This window comes from Legionella clemsonensis, from assembly GCF_002240035.1.
GTDB classification, from domain to species: domain Bacteria; phylum Pseudomonadota; class Gammaproteobacteria; order Legionellales; family Legionellaceae; genus Tatlockia; species Tatlockia clemsonensis.
On the sequence record NZ_CP016397.1, the window covers coordinates 255183 to 273869 of the forward strand.

An 18687-nucleotide genomic window follows, 5' to 3' on the forward strand; every position below is an offset into this window, starting at 1 on the left:
TTCTTTTAAAGATTCATCCTAAACTTCAATGGATGGCATTTTTTATTGTTAAGGATAGAAAATGATAAAAATTACTCGTGATGAATTTTTAACCTTTGCATTAATACCTGAAATCGCCCATGCGAAAGAAGTCACCTGGTTCAAATCAAATAAAATGGCGGATAAACTTGGAATAATTATTCAAATTGATTCTAATAAAAAATATAATTATTTAATTTTTCATAAAGACAAAGCAGAAGATTATATCCTTTACCCCAGCGATGATGATTATTCATCAAGTGACTATGGAGAGGTTTATCTGGAGTTAGAGAACAAGATGGCTTAAAAATTATGCAGTGACTGTCTTCCTAAGAAATGCCTCAAATTCATTTGAAGCAAGTGGTTTACAAAAATAATAGCCTTGTGCTTCTGTACATTGATGAGTTTCCAGAAATTGAATTTGCTCACAAGACTCCACCCCTTCAGCAACAACTTCTAAATCAAGACTTCGCGCCAAGGTAATAATCGCTTGAATAATTACCTCATCAACTTTGTTGTAATCAATGTTATTGATATAGGATTGATCAATTTTGATTCTATCAATGGGAAAGACCTTGAGATGATTTAATAGCATGTAGCCTGAACCAAAATTGTCCAGAGCTAAATGAACTCCCAATTTTTTTAACTCACTAAAAATGGTAGTAGCTTCTATACTGGTTAAGATGACATTTTCCGTAATTTCTATTTCAAGAAATTCAGGACTAAGCTGGGTTTCGGTTAAGATTTTACGCACGGTAGTACTAAACTCTGGATGTCTAAGCTGTTTCGTCGCCACATTGACCGCAACCCGGATGGGGGGTAATCCCAGTTGTTGCCATCGTTTATTCTGTTTGCAAGCCTCTCGCAAAACCCATTCCCCAATAGGAAGAATAAGTCCTGTTTCCTCAGCCAAAGGAATAAAATTAATGGGTAAAAGGATCCCTTTTCTAGGATGATGCCAGCGAATTAAAGCCTCTGCGGAAACAAGTTTCTTTGTCTTGAAATCAAGCTGGGGTTGATAACATAAAGAGAATTCATTACGCTTAATAGCTTGATACAATTCGGCTTCCAACTCCATCCGTGCTACACTTTTTTTACCCAGGCTGAAAGTATAAAACTGAAATTGATTGCCGCCCTGTTCTTTGGCACGATACATAGCAATGTCGGCATTGCGTAATAATTCATCAATAGTTTGTCCATCTCGCGGGAAAGTCGCGATACCAATGCTTGGTGTGATTCGAATTTGATGAGAGTTAACTGCAAAAGGATTACGAAACACATCAAGAAGTTTTTTAGCAATTTTGGCAACGTTTGTTTCATCATGTGATTTTAAAAGAGCAACGAACTCATCTCCCCCCAGTCTTGCCAGAGTGTCTTCTTCTCGCATGACATGGCGAATTCTTTTGACAACATCCTGTAGCAATTTATCACCAGCAATGTGACTAAAGCTGTCATTAATTAATTTAAAACGATCCAGATCAAAAAAAAGTACACAGAATACCGTGTTATTACGTCTCGCATGAGAAATTAACTGCGATAATCTATCCGTTAATAACACCCGATTGGGCAGTTGGGTTAGTGAGTCATGAGTGGCTTGGTGTTGCAGCTGCTCTTCTAGCAAGGCACGTTGCGTTATATCACGGAAACACCAGATGCGCCCTGTAATCGTGTCATGCAGCTTATAGGGTTGGGTATAAATTTCCAAAATTCGTCGATCTTTGCATTTTAGGACGATGGTCTTGCTCTCGTTTTTTGCAGTTCGAAGTTTAAGTGCAAATTGTAAAAACGCGCCCGGTTTTTCAATTTTTGCAGCGATAAGGTCAAGAATAAAATGCGCATCTTCTGAAATTTCCTTTTGAGTGAGTTGAAACATCGTGATTAAATTTTTATTGTAATCAATGACTTGATTTCTATTATTGAGCACCAGGATGCCATCAGCAGATGATTCAAGCGTCCCACGTGTGACTGATAATGATTCTTGTAAAGATTGCGTTCTTTCTTTAACTTGCTCCTCCAATAATTGGGTATAAGCACGTGTTTCTTGTAGTAGTTCCCATTTTTTGGTCAAGGCACAAGTCAATTGTCGGACAGCGATACTGTCGAATGGCTTTTTAAGGATGAGCAGATTTTCCCGTTGGCCCAAGTATTGAATTGTTTCTTCCCAGGTGTAATCTGAGTAGGCGGTACAAAGAACAATCTGAATATTGGGATCGAGTTCCCAAATCTTTTTGGTGGTTTCAATGCCATCCCATCCTGGTGGCATGCGAATATCAACAAACGCTAATGCATAGGGGTCATTTTCTTCTAATCCCTCTGCAATTTTAGCGACACCTTCTTGCCCTTGGGTGGCGGTAATCAGGCGAAAAGTCGGTAAGTTAGAATGTGAATGCTGCTGCTTTCCAAAAACTTGATGCTGAAACTCTGCAAGTTGATCGTCCACATGGCTATTTTTTGTGGTTAAAATTTTAATGAAATCCGAATGAATAGCTGGATTATCATCAATAATGAGAATTTTTAAGCTTTTTGTAGCTGTCGTCACCATGCATCGCTCTCCGTTCTACCTGCTTCAGAGGTAGCGTCAGAATAAATTCTGCGCCATAACCTATGCCTTCGCTTTTCACCTGTAAGTCACCCCCCAGCTCTTTTGCCGCCAGGGCACTGGTATGTAAACCAAAACCGTGTCCCTGCGATTTGGTAGTAAAGCCAAAGGTAAAAATTTTATCTTTGTGTTCTTGGGCTATTCCTATTCCATTATCCCTTACGCTAATGCTAACGTTATCCGCCTCAGGATGTTCTTTTACAGTAAAGTGGATAAGCTTATTAATTCGCGGAACATCGTCGAAAGTATTCAACGCATCAATGGCATTTTGAATTAAATTAATAAGAATTTGTAATAACTTGGCTTTATCGGTAATTATAAAAATATCCTCTTTCATTTCCTGTTTTATTTTAATCCCGCGTTTTTTTAAAGAAATATTACACATAGAAATTGCGCTATTTATAATCTCTTGAGCCGAGAATTTTTCCAAAATACCAGAAATGCCACTCAGTGATTTCTGCATGGCAACTACATCTTTGATATGATCAAGTTGATTTCTTAAACAACTCATTTCATGAGCAATGGTCTCTTGCTCCTGGTCTATTTTTTTTATTAATGCCAGTAAATAATCAGGTAGCAATTTTCCTTTGTCATCAGTGGTTAGATAGGAAGCGAGATTATTAGTATGGTCCTTAAGCATTAAAGAGACACGGGTTAAATCTTGTAAGTGGGAATGGCTGGAGTATTCTTTTATCATATCTAATGATACATTGGCGCTATTAAGCACATTGCCGACGTTATGCAAGATAGAGGTGGCTATGTCAGCCATGCCTGCTCGCCTTGCAGTGGTGAGTAATTGTAAATTTAGCCTGCAATTTTCCAGATAACGTTCGTAATGTCTATAAGCGGCTGTGGTTCGTGCAATTAGCTCCTGGGGAGAGAACGGTTTTGCTAAATAATCATCAGCGCCTGCATCAAGACTTCTGACAACTGCTTCATCACCTGCTTTTGCCGTAATTAAAATAACAGGAATATGACAAGTCTCTTTCTGGCTTTTGAGAATCTTGGTTAATTCATAGCCATCAAGCAAAGGCATCATAATATCGGATAAAATAACATGAGGATTAGATTTATTAATTTCATCAAGTGCAGCTTTACCATTATCAACAGTAATTATGTTGAATTTATCTTTCAATAAAGAAACGATGTAGGATCGAATATCCGGATTATCATCAGCCAGCACTAGCCAGGGCAAGTGGCTTTTCGTTTGGGTAGATTGAGTGGTGGCAGCGGTTGGCCCAGTAAAAAAACCTGTTTTAAAATTTTCAAAGGAAGAGTCAGTTGCTTGAGCAGTTATTTCCTTCTTGGGAGATTGAGAACGTTTGGCAAAACGAGCGGGTAAGTCAATTCTAAACGTAGTTCCCCTGCCAACATCACTTTCCACCGAAATAGTCCCTTGCAACAGCTCTACAAATTGTTTAACAACAGTCAGGCCTATGCCTGTACCTTCATAAGCGCGGGTGCTTGAAGAGTCTATTTGATGAAAGCGGTCAAAAATGAAAGGCAGTTGTTCTTTCGGGATGCCTGTCCCACTATCGCGAATAAGGATGCAGATATTAGGGTTTTGTCTTAATTCGATAGTAATAAATCCTTGAGCAGGCGTAAATTTTAAAGCATTGGAGATTAAATTCAGCAAGATTTTCTCAAGCATATTTTTATCGAGAAGTACTTCTTTAATCGTGCCATACGCTTTAAAAGATAAATTAATATCTCTTTCCTTCGCCAAGTCTTGGGCATCGTCAACGAGCTGGCTAATAAATGCATTTAGATTAATTAACTCGTCATGAGGATTAAATTTCTCTGCCTCAAGTTTGGAAAAATCAAGAATATTGTTAACCAGGGTATAGAGTCGAGCTGCATTTCTGTGGATTCTTTGCAGATTTCGCAAAACTTCTTCTGGTAGCGTCAAATTTTTATTTTCAAGAATTGTTTTTAATGGCGCTAAAATTAAGGTTAAGGGGGTGCGCAATTCATGGCTGACGTTGGCAATAAAATCAGATTTTAGCTGATCAAGCTCCATTAGCCGGGTATTTTTCTCTCTAACTTCAATTAATGAACGACGCGCCGTATCAAGTACGAAATTAACCAGCATGGTGAGTTTCTGCATGCTTTCATTGTTGGTGTCTATTTTGATGGTAAAGTCAAACTCGCCCTTAACTGCGAGGCAAAGTTGATTGGCCATTTCTTCGATATTTTTTTGAACTTCAAAAAAGGCTGAATCTAGATGGCGCATGCTAATTCCTTAACTTCGTCCATTTAACGTGAATTTCACATTCATTATCTCCTAATTTTAGACATTTTTTCTCTTCTATAGTTGCCTTGTCCTTATAATAAGCAATGACCCATTGGGCCAGCGCTTTGTATAAACCGCACAATCTATTCGGAGAGCGGTAGTGTGTAATGAGTTGATTGGGTCGTTGCTCCAGCCTGAATTTTTCATTGATAGCCTGTCTAGTCTCAGCATCAGCTGTGCTTGTTGCAAAGCAGTTATGAATAGTTGGTTGCATGGATAGAAAGTCATAAGAATTTTTCGACATAGTAAACCAGGTGGGGAATCGCTGAACGACATCTTTACCAAAGTAGCTGGCATAATACGTCTCAACCTCTTCTTGGCTTAAATTGAGCATCTTTTGGGCTGCTATAAACAAGCGTTGCCATTCTTCATCGGAATAAATATTATTAATTTGAAAAGTTTTGTCTAATGGGACTTTAGCCAGCTTTTTCAATTCCTTGATCCCTTCGTCGCCTTTCATGTCTTGAATCATGTTAAACAAGATTTTCTGTATCAGTCCTATCATTTAATTAGCCTCTTTTTATAGTCTTAATCTTTTAAGTATAAATCGTTCTTAACCTTTTTTTAAAAGGCAAAAGCCCTCTCCTTATCGACTGACGTGGCAGTTTTGAAATAATAAAATACATTTTTATTCATTTTCATTGATTAATGTTCCTTATGAAGAAATAGCTGATATATTTATAGTTTCATTAGCCGCTTGTAATCCTTATGGAATTTTTATTTAACCTATTAATTATCATAGCTGATCAATTCATGCTTTTTGTGATTAACATGTTGGTAGCAAGACATGCAGGTGAGGAATTATTCGGTGATTTTACTGTCGCAACAAATGCACTTTTCCTCATCGCCACAATTATTACTTTCGGCATTGACTCCATCATTGGCTATTATGTCCCCAAATTCTATGTAAAAAAGAAATACCAAGAGATTGTTTCTTTAACATTCTCAGTCCGGGATTTTCTTAAACCGGTTTATTTAAGCTTACTTGTCGGAGGAGTGCTATTAAGTTTGTCAATTATTAGTCTGAGCGTGGCCATTAAAGATTTACAGTTGTTTGAAATTACTCACCCCTTGTCACTTTTTCTGTGGGGAGCTGTAGGAATTTCGCTGTATAACATCTACTTACAGTTCTTTCGGGCTGTGGATTATATGCGTACTGCTATTTTCTTAAGTTTAATGCAGACAGTCATTTATTTTTTGCTAAGTTTATTTACTTATTTTTACCTTTATCCCGTTTTATTCCACGGTGATCCTGGTTATTTCCCTCATGTCATGCTGATAGGTTTTATCTTAAGCTATGTGTTTTCTGTCATTGTGGCTTTCATTTTTCAACAAAAAACCAAGTTGCAGGTATTTTTAAGTCCTGAGTCCGATGCCAGCAAAACAGTAGATGTATGGAAAGAAAAAATATATGGCTATACAGTGCAAAATTTAAATAAATTTGTTTTTACCGCAATTCCCCTCCTGATCATTGAGTGGTTAGGTCATACAGAGCATGCTGCAGGCTTATTTTCAGCAATTACCTCAATTATTTCTCTGGCATTTATTGCCATTGGTCCAATAGGGATTCTGATAGGCCCAGATATTTCTGCTGCATTTACCCAAAGTAAAGAAGTTCTGTTAAAAACCATGAAAAAATATATGTTAATTTGTTTTGGTATTGCTTGCTTTGTCGCATTAATTATTGGCCTCTTTGCCGAAAAGATTTTATTGCTCTATCAATCCAATTTTATTGACGCACTGCCTTATACCTACATTTGTCTGATAAATATTTTTACTTACGCCATATCCATGCCTCTTTACAAAATGATTCAGTATTCAAAAGAGGGGAGTAAAATAGGTGCTAGATTAACTCTAAGCCTCCTTCTCTTGCAAATTATTGCCTGTTTAATTTTTATTCCCTGGATGAATTTGATTGGTGCCATTATTTGTTACATAGGCATCAATATTGTTTATAATATTGCCATGGTGATTATGGCTATGAGAATACATCGCTATGAAACATTTGGTAATGACATCGTGTAGATTGGTAATGTTACCTCAGGGTAAGATCATACCATTTTTGCATTTTCACACGATTATCTTGCACAAGTTATCGTCATTCTGAGAACAGAAGATGGTCAGTTTGAATTAGCTACACCGAGAGACAGAGAGGGAAGTTTCGAGCCACAGCTCGTCAAGAGGCACCAAACGCGCAACGGATTGGAATAGGTTAACCTCTCGTCAATTAATGAGACTAAAGTCTGCTTGTGAACAACGCATTAAAAGTTGCACTCGTAAAAATCAAAATCCATTAATGGAAACAGCACTCTTTAGCACAAACAACGATATTTTTTACCAACCAATATTACTGAATACAATACAACTGGCAATAAACTTAGTGAAGGGAACAATATTCTGATTAACACTAGCTTGTTCTAGGGCTTCCATATATTCGTTTCTTCTCTCCACAGGAATAATAGTCCATGGATAATGACCGCTCGCTAACATAACATTCATCAGAAAACGGCCAATTCTGCCATTACCATCTGAATAAAGGTGTATATAAACAAAAAAGAAATGCCCGAGAACAATTCTAACGGCAGGTTCCTTTTCCTGAATTATTAACTGAAAAAACTCTTCCATTAGTTCACTAACAATTTGCCAACGTGGAGGAATATATTTTGATTGACGTATAAATACAGGGCTTCGTCTATACCCTGCTAGATCAGTTGGTTTCAAAAGACCTACAGCAACGCTAGGTTGAAATAATTCTCTATACCAATCACCATGTTCTTTTTGTATTATTTTTCCTGGGTTTTCTCCATTCAATATTTCCGTAAGGCTTTTTTTTACAGATTGGAATGCTTGCCAGTATCCACGGGCAGCTAATGCATCCTGCTCTGTAGCATCAGGATTCCATTGCCCAGAACGAACCTTTTCAATTAAGTCTGGACTTACTTGATATCCTTCAATAGATAGAGAATGGTAAGCGTCTGAGATATAATTTTCGTCTACTTGTTCCAAATATTGTTTAATATCGATTGATTCAAGGTGCGGCTTAGGGAAGTTTTCCCTTACTGTCTCACGCATATCATGCCACATAACTTCCAAACGACTTCGGTAGGCTGGCTTATAAGTTGCGGAAAAATCTATCGGTGTATTTGTTAAAAATGGATCTTCTTCTCGTATTTGATAACCGGCACTTTCCATAGTTTTTTTGATCTCTTCTGCTACGTGAGATTTGCCAATATTTTGAAGTGCACCGCAAATTCTTCCGGCTATCCAAGAATGTCCTTCATCCAGTAGATAATGTAGAAGATCAGATGCACTATTAAACATTGAAAGAACAGAGCGTGCTTCAGTAGGATATTGAGAAAAAAATTTAGGTGAACAATAGATCAATGCTGGTACTATTGCATAAACTCGCATGTCGTGCTTAATCTCTATATCCTGAGTCGCTGGCATTTTGTATTGTACTGAAAATAAAGCCGTGTTATGAGGCAACTCCATAGTACGGTTTGTTCCCTTGGGGCTGCGTATCATTAGTTGTTTAGGCACAGTCCAATTTTCTGAATGAAGAAGTAAAGATTGCTCTGGGGAAAGACACCATTCGTCCCCAAATCGCTCATTTAAATATGAAGCACAAAACCTCCAGAAAGAAGCATACCAAGCCGTACTTTCGCCTTTTTTTTCATCAGGTTTTATAGGTACATACCAACCTTTTACAACCTCTTCTAAAAATGCATTTTCGACAAGTCGCTCCCTATGAGTACGACTTATATCCTTTGATGGAATAGCGTACTTACCTTGTTTTTGTAGTGTGTGTAAAACTTCTAGTGACTGCGCTAGCTTTTCTGAAGGTTTCATAATATTTCAATTTATAAGTGCATGTAGAAATTATAGTATATTATGTTGTGGAAATTATAGTTTATTCAGTTGTGGGAATTATAGTTTATTGTGTTATTAAATATCTAAATATATTAAAAATAATTATTAATATAATGTTACATTCGTCTAAAATGGATTATAAGTCTGTCTAATATGGGAATATAAATGAATTTTGCTCATTTATTTATTTAATGTACTTTTAATTTCTCTTCATTGAAGAGGTATTCAAACATTATACCTATAAAAATGCCAGGGACTGCTGGGACAAGTGGGGCTTTCATGCCATTAATGGATTAAGGTAATTTCCCCCTTTTTAATCGAAGCTAAAAGTAGAGGATTAGGCCACTAGAGCCAGTTTTTGCGTTGGAGGAATCCCTCCGATAGCAGTATTAGGTCGCTCATTGTTGTATATCCATAGCCATTATGCCGCATGATGTTGTACTTCGGCAATCGATTCAAATCAATATTGGCTTAGCCAATTATAACGAACAGTGCGATTATAGCGCTCAATAAAGGCATTCTGCTGAGGATTTCCTGGTTGAATAAAAACCAGCTGTATCTGATTTTATCAGCCTATTGTTTAAACAGCTTGGAAATATATTCAGGACCATTATCGCACCGAATTTGTTTTGGCTTGCCTCGCCATTCAATAATTTGATTAAGCGTTCTAACAACCCGCTCTGCTGGCAAAGACAAATCGACCTCAATAGCAAGACCTTCCCTGTTGAAATCATCAATGACATTGAATAATCGATAAGCACGACCATTTTCTAACCATGCATGCATAAATCCATCGACCAACATTCGTTGGTGGATTTTAGCACAGTCAAGATCTCAGGCTTTTCTCTAATTAACCGTTTCTTGGGTTTAATGCGCATGTTGAGTTCTAATTCCCGATATACGATAGGCGCGCTTGTGATTCCCGATAAATCTTTTCACATTGCGCAAGTATAAAAAAAACATAAGCCAAAGCCCCAATACACTGATTCTGGGTCAGGCGCTCTAGCCAGTCCGCTATCATTGCATTCTCCTCGTTAATTTAGGCTGATAGCGGTAACACGTCTCACTAAGGCTAAAGAGCAAGCATGATAAACGGATTGAAATCCCTTTTTCCTTCACCGCCTTTTGTGCCAGCTCACGCCGACGAGACGGTGTTACTACTTTTTTCAATGGCCTCTTTAAGGATTTCTGCTTTGAAGCGTTCTTCTGCGTACATCTTTTTAAGGCGACTATTTTCTGCTTCTAGCTCTTTTAAACGAGACATCATTGAAGCATCCATTCCTCCATATTTAGACCGTCATTTATAAAATAGCGCCGCGCTAATCACCTATTCCCGGCAAATCTCTGATACAGGCGTGCCGCCCTCAGCTTGTTTTAGTATCGACAGTATTTGGTTGTCTGAATATTTTGATCATTTCATGCAGAATCTCCTCCAGCATAGGTTATGAGAAAATTCTACTTTTGACCTCAGTTATTTTTCGGGGGGATTACCAATACTGCGCTGCTAGACAGTAACTTCAAAACAGTCATGACTCTGTGTCAACAGTTCTTTCGCGTGAGAACGTGTTTGCTCGGTAATCGTCAAGCCGCCCAACATGCGTGCAATTTCATTGATTCTTTCCTTCGCATTTAAGGCCACTATATGAGAATAAGTCTGCTGATTGTCGCTATGTTTTTCAACAATAAAATGTTGGTGTGCGCAAGAGGCAACTTGCGGTTGATGTGTGACACAAAAAACCTGCAAACGCTCTCCTAATTTGCGAAGAAGTTGACCCACCAACGCTGCGGTACTGCCGCCGATGCCTACATCCACTTCATCAAAAAGCAGGGTCGGAGTGGATCCTCGTTGAGCAGTGATCATTTGAATAGCAAGACTAATTCTTGAAAGTTCACCACCGGAAGCAATTTTGCCCAGGCTATCTGGAGGCATGCCTGGATTTGTGCATACTTTGTACTCCACTTTATCTAGGCCATGGGGTTGCATTTTATCCAGTGGTGTAATTTCAATATTAATATAACCTTTCGGCATTCCTAATGATTGAATGGTAGCCGTTATTTCTGCGGCCAATTTCTTTGCATGGATTTGACGAGATGCTCGAAGTCTAAGGGCAGCTGACTCAAAGGCTGTAATTTGCTTTTTATAATCCTGTTCAAGCATTTTAATACGATTTTCGCTATCCTCCAAATTGTCTAATTGCTTTTGTAGCTGGAGCAAATGGCTGGCTAATTGATTGACATCAACATGGTATTTTCGACTCAATTGATGAAGCATACTCATGCGTGCTTCTACTTCTTGAAGACGCTCTGGATCTAATTGCACTTGTTCAGCAAAATAATTAATCTCAGTTAGTGTTTCCTCGCACTGGATAAGGGCGCTGTTAATTAAATCACTACTGGCTTTAATGGCAGAGTGTTCTTGTGGCAAGGCATCTAATAATTGCAGAATTTGATTAAGACGCTGGCAAATGTTGGCCTCATCATCAGCATTTAGTAAATGCATAATTTGCTGCGTGTTTTGCAGATAATCACAGGCATGATGTAACAGTTGATGCTCTTCATGCAGCGTTTGCATTTCATTGTCTTGTAAATTAAGAACTGATAATTCTTCAATTTGAAATTTTAATAGGGCAGCTTTGTCATTATCTCCGCTTTTGTTGCGTAAAATTTCCAATTCTTGTTTGATTTTCTGACATTTTTTGTAGGATTGCTGTACCTCATCGAGCAGTGCAAAATGTCCTGCGTAACGATCGAGTTGCTCACGATGCGTAGTATGTTGTAACAGTGTTTGATGCTGATGTTGCCCGTGAATATGAACCAGCATTTCACTTAATTCCTTGACCTTTTGCAGCGGGAAGGGATGGCCATTAATATAGGATTTTGAACGCCCTTCAGTATATAAAACTCGCCTTAAAATAACACTGCCGTCTTCGATCTGTAAGTCATTATCCATCAGCCATTGAGCTGGAAGAGAATCTTGTTCTATATGAAAGCTGGCTGTGATGTCACATTTCTCTTCACCAGCACGAATAACAGACGCATCAGCGCGCTCACCCAGGGCAAGCATAAGCGCATCAATCATAATGGATTTTCCTGCCCCTGTTTCGCCTGTAAATGTGGTCATGCCGGCTGATAAATCAAGTTCAAGTTTTTTAACGATAGCAAAATTTTCGATGCGCAAGGTGGCAAGCATGTTTTATCCTTGATGTTTAGATTCCCAACCTAACTTAATGCGTAATGTATCATAATAATGGTAATCAATAGGATGTAAAAGACGCAAATGTTGAGCATTTTTTTCAATCGAAACTAACTGTCCTGGTTTTACAAGACGTGATTCATGCCCATCGCAGCTAATACGTAAATCGCTTTCATTTCTCTCACTGATTTTCAAATCAATTTTTACTTCTCCATCGACGACAAAGGGGCGTGAACTTAAGCTATGAGAGAACATTGGAACGAGTACTATGGCATTTAGCTGAGGATGCATAATAGGTCCGCCTGCTGAGAGTGCATAGGCTGTGGAACCTGTTGGGGTTGCCAAAATCATGCCGTCCGAACGATAACGGCTCACAAATCGCTGATTAATGAAGACATCAAACTCAATTAAATGCGTCTCATTTCCTCGTCCTAAAACAACATCATTCAATGCGTCACCTTGAAAATAAATGGTTTCTCCATCATGAATAGAGGTATGAAGTAAAAAGCGATGTTCTTCCTCATATTTACCATTTAAAACAGCTCCAAGATAAGGCTCTATATTTTGTGGTGAAATATCGGTTAAAAATCCAAGGCGACCTCTGTTTATTCCAATCACCGGGACATTGACTTTAATCGCCATACGAGCAGCTGATAATAAACTGCCATCCCCGCCGACAACCACAATTAAATCTTGCTTTTTACCCATAAGGTGGCGGTCAAGCGTAGGTAAATCCACGTCAAAATGAGTTGCCGTATCAATATCTAGGTAAGCATCGACTTTTTCGTGATGCAGAAAGTCGACCAGGCGGTGTAAACTTTCATTGACACCCTGATTAGCGCGATGTTGTCTTGCATAGAGGATAACTCGTTTGAATTTTTGTTTCATGATTTGCCAATTTAATTGTGTATATAGGAATTGTATCTATAGTTATTTTACAGTATTTCCACGGATATCCTAAGCTGTGTATGAAAGCTAGCTAAATAGCTTCGCAGACTATGGCTGAACGTTAATAATTATTCATGGGCCAATAAAGGAAGAAAAACAATTCTAACCATTGATGTACAACGCTTAATTAAGCTAATCTAGAACACGGCTCTGAAACTTGGTTAACCTCAGAAAGGAATGCTATTGAGAAAAACAAGATTTATTGACCATTGGATACTTGTATTAGGTGGGGTATTTTTTATAGTTTTCGTTCCCAGCGTATTCGGTGGGGGAAATTTAAAACCCACCAATCCAAATCAGACTACCTCTCCGGTCCAAACACCTGAAGTCACTAATAAAGTGGAGGTGAAACCTCTCGCTCGTGATATAGAAATCAGTAAACGAATTAAGGAAATTCTTATAGCAACCACCTGGTATGAAAATCCAAAAGTAAATGTAAAAGATGGTATAGTTTTTTTAAAAGGCAAGACCAAGACGAAAGAATATAAAGTTTGGGCAGAAACTCTGGCTCATAATACTCAGGATGTAGTGGCTGTTGTTAATCAAATTGAAATCGTGGGTCCCTCTGTTTGGGACTTCCAAAGGCAATTAAGTGTGGGTTTTAACGAACAATGGAAAGCCTTGCTACGAAACTTGCCATTGGTTATTTTATCGCTATTTATCTTAATAATTTTCTGGCTCACGGCGAAATTTATTGCCACTATCAGTCGCAAGGCTTTAAATGCCCGCAATCTTCATCCGCTTCTTTCCAATGTAATAGCTCATGCAGTGTCATTTCTGTGTATTCTTTTTGGGGTCTATATTATTTTGCGGTTATTGGGATTAACGACCATTGCTTTTACTGTTTTGGGAGGCACAGGAATCATAGGTATTATTTTAGGGATAGCGTTTAAGAATATCACTGAGAATCTTTTGGCAAGCATTTTATTGAGTATACAAAATCCTTTTCGAAATGAAGACTTGATTGAGGTGGCCGGTGTAACAGGTTATGTTCAGGGACTGACAACTCGCGCGACATTACTAATGACGCCAGATGGTCATTTGGTGCAAGTGCCTAATGCCATTGTCTATCAAAGCAATATTTATAATTATACAAGTAATTCAAGTCGTCGTGAGAATTTTATAATTGGTATTGAGGGCAGTGCTTCCATTTCCACAGCACAGGAGGTTGCTTTGGAAACTCTTGAAAAACATCCTGCTATTCTAAAAGACCCGGAACCATTAGTATTAGTAGATAACATACTCGCAGGAACTGTCAATTTGCGGATTTATTTCTGGTTAAATGGAAACAAATACAATTGGCAAAAAGTGAAATCATCTGCTATGCGGCTGGTAAAAAGTGCTTTTCAAGAGGCTGGAATTACTATACCAGGTACAGAAGTGGAATTAAGTTTTAACGAAAAAACTGCCAAGCAGTTACAGACAATAAAACTTGAGAAGAAAGGTGAGAGTGAGCCAACAGGAGTAAGTAAGGAATCAATGACAGTAGTCACTCATGCAGAAGGTGGATTACAAAGTGATCGAAATGAAATTCAAAAACAGGCTCGACGATCAAAAGTTATTGGGGAGGAGACCAATCTTTTATCTGTATCTAAAAAATAATTAAGCATTTTTTTATTTTCGGAAAGACAATTTCTTAAGGTGAAGCATCAGATTTTTAATTAAAGATTTGGTTGGCGCTCAAGCGACAACCAAATTTTAGGAAAATTGGTAATAATTGCTATTCTTCATTAGAGCGCGATGCGCGCTTACGCTCATGCTCTTTTAAAGCCTTTTTGCGAATGCGAATAGATTGTGGCGTTACTTCGACAAGTTCATCATCGTCAATAAATTCCAACGCTTGCTCTAAGGAAAGTTTGATAGGCGGCGTTAATAAAATATTCTCATCACTACCGGATGCACGAATATTAGTTAGCTGTTTTTCCTTGGTAACATTCACTACGAGATCATTATCACGGGCATGAATGCCTACAATCATTCCTTCATAGCAAAGGGTTTGAGGCTCAATAAATAATCGTCCTCGTTCCTGCAAGTTAAATAAAGCAAAAGCACGGGCTGTTCCCTGACAGTTAGCAATAAGAACGCCATTATTTCGTTTGCCAATACGGCCACGAATCGCAGGACCATAATGATCATAAACATGATACATTAAGCCTGTTCCAGAGGTGCTTGAGAGAAATTCAGTATGAAAGCCAATTAAGCCCCGTGTAGGAATTAAGTAATCGAGGCGCACGCGGCCTTTGCCATCCGGCAGCATATTTTGTAATTCGCCACGACGCTCACCAAGTTTTTCCATGATAGTGCCTTGATGCGTTTCTTCTACATCCACTGTGAGACGCTCGTAAGGCTCTTGTTGCTCTCCCTCGTCTTCCCTCAGAATCACTTCTGGCTTGGAGATAGCCAATTCATAACCTTCACGGCGCATGTTTTCGATTAAGATGGATAGATGCAGCTCACCTCGCCCAGAAACTCTGAATTTATCAGGATCTTCTGTGTCTTCAACGCGTAAGGCTACATTATGCAATAGCTCAGTTTGCAATCGCTCTCGAATTTTACGGCTGGTTACGAATTTACCTTCCTGACCAGCAAAGGGAGAATCGTTAACTTGAAAGGTCATGCTGATAGTTGGTTCATCCACAGTCAAGGGCGGTAGCGCTTCTACATGGTTCGGATCGCATAAGGTGTCAGAAATATTAAGCTGTTCAATGCCTGTGACTGCAATAATATCGCCCGCCCTGGCTTGCTCAACTTCGACACGCTCTAAACCTTTAAAGCCTAAGAGCTGTAGTAAACGGCCACTACGAACCTGCCCATCTTTATCAATAATCTTAACGGCCGATTTTGCTGTAATATTGCCGCGTGTGATGCGCCCGATACCGATAGTCCCCACATAGGAAGAATAATCCAGAGAGCTTATTTGCATTTGAAAGGCCCCTTCAGCATCCACTGGCGGCGGTTGAACTTTATCAACAATGGTTTGTAACAAGGCAGACATATCATAGGCTTCATCTTCCAAGTCTAGCTTGGCATAGCCATTCAATGCGGATGCATAAACTACTGGAAAATCGAGTTGCTCATCAGTTGCACCCAGGTTATCGAATAAATCAAATACCTGATCCATCACCCAATGGGGTCTAGCGCCAGGCCTGTCAATTTTATTAATCACCACAATAGGGTTTAAACCACGTGCAAAGGCTTTTTGCGTAACGAAGCGCGTTTGTGGCATGGGGCCATCTACGGCATCAACAAGCAAAAGAACGCTGTCGACCATGGATAAGATACGCTCCACTTCACCACCGAAATCCGCGTGTCCAGGTGTATCAACAATATTAATTTGATAACCGTTCCAATGCACACAGGTATTTTTGGCAAGAATGGTTATCCCCCGCTCTTTTTCCAATGCATTGGAGTCCATGACGCGCTCAACTTTAGGGGCGCGCTCATTCAGTGTCCCCGTTTGCTGCAGTAATTTATCAACTAAAGTAGTTTTACCATGATCGACGTGCGCGATAATGGCGACATTGCGAATTTTTTCAATCATAATGACCTTGACGGTAAGAGTGTTACATGACTTAAACTAAGAAACAAAGAAGACATGTGTTCATGAATTTATCATTATACATGGATTCAAGTTTGAATGACATTATAGCACAGTGTTTTTCCTCCTCCCCAGAGGGAGAAGGAATGAGGAAAAATTAAACGCTTACTGAAGGTGTTTCTACAGGATAAGCTTCATCCAGATCTTGCAGGAACTGTATGTTATCAGCATTAATTTGCCGCTGGTTTTCGTAAGTATATTTGGTTTCGAAGGTGGCGTCGAAATTATCAAACATTTTATAATAAGCATAACCTAGTAAACCACCAGAAATCATGGAGAAAGCAATGCCACCTACCGGATCTGCCGGTATAGTTGCTAAAGAGACTGTCAGAGATACGATTGAGATGGCAAGAACACCCAACCAGAATAAGGCAGCAAGAGCATGACCTATTCGATTTAAGGTTTCTTTGGAAGGTAAATTTTTATTGGATTGCTGAAGCTTTTCAATCAGTTCAGAGACTTGTTGATGATTGTTAGGACTGGTTTTAATTGCTTCAAAACAATTAATGACCTCTTCATAGCTGTTGAGCAGTTTCTTTTTTTCAGAATCACTTGAACTATTAGATATTGCCTGCTTATAGTTTTTAATAACAAGGGTAAGATCCAATTCTGCACGAGCAAATTTTCTGGCGAGGTTTGAATTTGATTCTGCCATTTCCTCATTTTTAGCATTCAGTGCTTGTTTTAATGTTTCCATGCGCTTGGTTAATTGATCGAATTCCGCAGAAAAATCACGTCGAAAAAATAAAGCCATTTAAGTCTCCTCTAGTATAAATATCAATGCATGGCCATAGGGATGCACATTAAAAAGGTCATTGCATAAAATACTGCCTTTTTGTATGCATGGCGGCCTTTTAGTACAAGTGCCATTAATGTTAATGCGATAATTCCTGGATAAGTTAATTTAAGGATTGGGGCTAGGAATGCAGCAATCCCCTTAAAATCCAGCAAGGAAATGATAAAAGATAAGCCAGTTGTAAACAATAAAATCAGGTAAAACTTTTCTTTCTTTAGTTTTAACAATGAATGAAGGTAACGGGCATACAGATTATTAAGCGCAACTGCTGTTGTTAAACAGGAAAAAAACATGGTTATTCCCATAAACAAGGTTGCAGAATTACCCATAGCCTGTTTGGCGATGCTAGGTAGCATCAGTTCGGGTTTAATACCGGCAATTAATGGGGAGTAATGGGAGCCAAGAAATACAAAACCCAAGTAAACAAGGGCTAGTAATGAAGCACCAAGAATACTTGGTTTGATGGCAAATAAAAGCACCTCCCGCGTTGAGGCATCAGGCAGTGCTTGCTGAATCTGTGTGAAAATCAAAGCTGAGAAGAAAAAGGCAGCAAACAAATCCATGGTTTGATATCCTGTGATAAACCCATAGCTAAAAGCTTGCTGACCCGATATAGAGTCCACAATAACAGGTGCCTTGATAATAGCAATTACGATCAAGATGGAGAGGGTTATTAGCAGAATGGGACTCATCCATTTACCTAACAATTTAATCATTACCTTGTCATTCAAACAGAAAAAGAACGTAGTCAGACAGAAAAGAAGACTAAAAACAGTCAGTTTAATTTGTGGTAAAAGATAACTTAAGCTTCCGTAAGCTACAGTAATGCATCGGGGGACTACACCAAAGGAGCCTAAAAGAGATAACATAAACAGGGGCAATAAAAAGGCTGCAAATTTACCTGCTTCTCCAAAAAAAGCATGATAATTTCCTTGATACAATTTAATAACAAAAAGTCCAGTTAACGGGAGCAGGATACCTGTGAGTAAAAGTCCAACGAAACCAATCATCCAGTGATTACCTGCTGCCTCTCCAATTTGTAGGGGAAAAACCAGATTTCCGGAGCCAAAAAACATGGCAAAAATGGCAAAACCATACATGAAAATGGATTTATATTGTTGCATCATCAAATTCCTAATGTTTAGCAGATAGTATTGATAGAGTTTTGAGGGAGTGAATTAGGCGGCCGTGCAGGCCACATTGACATTGTTGGCAACAGGTAGCATAGAAAAAGGACATTTGTTTTTTTTGAATAAGACGAATGAAAAAGCAGGTTGAAGTTTCATTACTAGCTAATATGCCTATTTATATTGCAAACAAATTCCTTTATACACAGATTGCGAGGGGTTTGCAAGGTTTAATTCCCTATGGG

The 18687-nt window shown here is 38.7% G+C and carries 12 protein-coding genes and 2 pseudogenes; 4 read left to right on the forward strand and 10 right to left on the reverse strand.

Going from position 1 to position 18687, the window contains the following annotated elements; translation table 11 throughout:
- Window positions 1–61: 61 nt before the first annotated feature.
- Complete coding sequence (locus clem_RS01130; protein WP_094089926.1) at window positions 62–325, forward strand: hypothetical protein; 264 nt, start codon at window positions 62–64, stop codon at window positions 323–325.
- A 3-nt stretch (window positions 326–328) separates the two neighbouring features.
- Here the strand turns inward: clem_RS01130 and clem_RS01135 are convergent, their stop codons facing one another.
- Genes clem_RS01135 through clem_RS01145 form a run of 3 tightly spaced genes read right to left on the reverse strand, consistent with a single transcriptional unit; the run spans window position 329 to window position 5415 of the window.
- On the reverse strand, window positions 329–2560 hold the full coding sequence (locus clem_RS01135) for an EAL domain-containing protein (protein ID WP_094089927.1): 2232 nt from the start codon (window positions 2558–2560) through the stop codon (window positions 329–331).
- On the reverse strand, window positions 2517–4850 hold the full coding sequence (locus clem_RS01140; RefSeq protein ID WP_094089928.1) for an ATP-binding protein: 2334 nt from the start codon (window positions 4848–4850) through the stop codon (window positions 2517–2519). The genes clem_RS01135 and clem_RS01140 overlap by 44 nt, the downstream gene beginning before the upstream one ends.
- A gap of 1 nt (window position 4851) precedes the next feature.
- A complete protein-coding gene (locus clem_RS01145) occupies window positions 4852–5415 on the reverse strand; it encodes a heme NO-binding domain-containing protein (protein WP_094089929.1) in 564 nt (187 codons plus the stop codon).
- 203 nt (window positions 5416–5618) lie between these two features.
- On the opposite strand from clem_RS01145, the gene clem_RS01150 reads away from it, so the two are divergent.
- Together clem_RS01150 and clem_RS14695 are read left to right on the forward strand one after the other, a co-directional pair.
- Window positions 5619–6935, forward strand: a complete 1317-nt coding sequence (locus clem_RS01150; RefSeq protein ID WP_094089930.1) for a lipopolysaccharide biosynthesis protein — start codon at window positions 5619–5621, stop codon at window positions 6933–6935.
- Window positions 6936–7019: 84 nt separating this feature from the next.
- A pseudogene (locus clem_RS14695) lies at window positions 7020–7106 on the forward strand (transposase); the annotation flags it as partial.
- Between the two features lie 138 nt (window positions 7107–7244).
- Here clem_RS14695 and clem_RS01155 read toward each other — a convergent pair.
- The 4 genes and pseudogenes from clem_RS01155 to clem_RS01170 all read right to left on the reverse strand — a co-directional run bounded on the left by clem_RS01155 (window position 7245) and on the right by clem_RS01170 (window position 12861).
- Window positions 7245–8759 (reverse strand): Fic family protein, encoded by a 1515-nt coding sequence (locus clem_RS01155; protein ID WP_094089931.1) that lies wholly within the window; start codon window positions 8757–8759, stop codon window positions 7245–7247.
- Between the two features lie 358 nt (window positions 8760–9117).
- Window positions 9118–10170 (reverse strand): annotated as a pseudogene (locus clem_RS01160) (IS3 family transposase).
- A gap of 114 nt (window positions 10171–10284) precedes the next feature.
- Window positions 10285–11970 carry a DNA repair protein RecN gene (gene recN, locus clem_RS01165; protein ID WP_094089932.1) on the reverse strand — a complete coding sequence of 562 codons (1686 nt, stop codon included), beginning with the start codon at window positions 11968–11970 and terminating at the stop codon, window positions 10285–10287.
- 3 nt (window positions 11971–11973) lie between these two features.
- Window positions 11974–12861 (reverse strand): NAD(+) kinase, encoded by an 888-nt coding sequence (locus clem_RS01170; protein WP_094089933.1) that lies wholly within the window; start codon window positions 12859–12861, stop codon window positions 11974–11976.
- Between the two features lie 243 nt (window positions 12862–13104).
- Here clem_RS01170 and clem_RS01175 point away from each other — a divergent pair, with 243 nt between their 5' ends.
- Window positions 13105–14523: a mechanosensitive ion channel domain-containing protein gene (locus tag clem_RS01175; RefSeq protein WP_198333176.1), complete on the forward strand. Its 1419-nt coding sequence runs from the start codon at window positions 13105–13107 to the stop codon at window positions 14521–14523.
- A gap of 118 nt (window positions 14524–14641) precedes the next feature.
- Here clem_RS01175 and typA read toward each other — a convergent pair whose 3' ends face one another.
- The 3 genes from typA to clem_RS01190 form a co-directional block, all read right to left on the reverse strand.
- A complete protein-coding gene (gene typA, locus clem_RS01180; protein WP_094089935.1) occupies window positions 14642–16462 on the reverse strand; it encodes a translational GTPase TypA in 1821 nt (606 codons plus the stop codon).
- Between the two features lie 154 nt (window positions 16463–16616).
- On the reverse strand, window positions 16617–17273 hold the full coding sequence (locus tag clem_RS01185) for a hypothetical protein (RefSeq protein ID WP_094089936.1): 657 nt from the start codon (window positions 17271–17273) through the stop codon (window positions 16617–16619).
- 23 nt (window positions 17274–17296) lie between these two features.
- Window positions 17297–18442, reverse strand: a complete 1146-nt coding sequence (locus clem_RS01190) for a branched-chain amino acid transport system II carrier protein (RefSeq protein ID WP_094089937.1) — start codon at window positions 18440–18442, stop codon at window positions 17297–17299.
- Between the last annotated feature and the right edge of the window lie 245 nt (window positions 18443–18687).

Excerpts from the sequence above, each read along its gene's own strand:
- clem_RS01130 (WP_094089926.1), top strand. The coding sequence starts at position 62 with ATGATAAAAATTACTCGTGATGAATTTTTAACCTTTGCATTAATACCT.
- clem_RS01135 (WP_094089927.1), bottom strand. The coding sequence starts at position 2,560 with ATGGTGACGACAGCTACAAAAAGCTTAAAAATTCTCATTATTGATGAT.
- clem_RS01140 (WP_094089928.1), bottom strand. The coding sequence starts at position 4,850 with ATGCGCCATCTAGATTCAGCCTTTTTTGAAGTTCAAAAAAATATCGAA.
- clem_RS01145 (WP_094089929.1), bottom strand. The coding sequence starts at position 5,415 with ATGATAGGACTGATACAGAAAATCTTGTTTAACATGATTCAAGACATG.
- clem_RS01150 (WP_094089930.1), top strand. The coding sequence starts at position 5,619 with ATGGAATTTTTATTTAACCTATTAATTATCATAGCTGATCAATTCATG.
- clem_RS01155 (WP_094089931.1), bottom strand. The coding sequence starts at position 8,759 with ATGAAACCTTCAGAAAAGCTAGCGCAGTCACTAGAAGTTTTACACACA.
- recN (WP_094089932.1), bottom strand. The coding sequence starts at position 11,970 with ATGCTTGCCACCTTGCGCATCGAAAATTTTGCTATCGTTAAAAAACTT.
- clem_RS01170 (WP_094089933.1), bottom strand. The coding sequence starts at position 12,861 with ATGAAACAAAAATTCAAACGAGTTATCCTCTATGCAAGACAACATCGC.
- typA (WP_094089935.1), bottom strand. The coding sequence starts at position 16,462 with ATGATTGAAAAAATTCGCAATGTCGCCATTATCGCGCACGTCGATCAT.
- clem_RS01185 (WP_094089936.1), bottom strand. The coding sequence starts at position 17,273 with ATGGCTTTATTTTTTCGACGTGATTTTTCTGCGGAATTCGATCAATTA.
- clem_RS01190 (WP_094089937.1), bottom strand. The coding sequence starts at position 18,442 with ATGATGCAACAATATAAATCCATTTTCATGTATGGTTTTGCCATTTTT.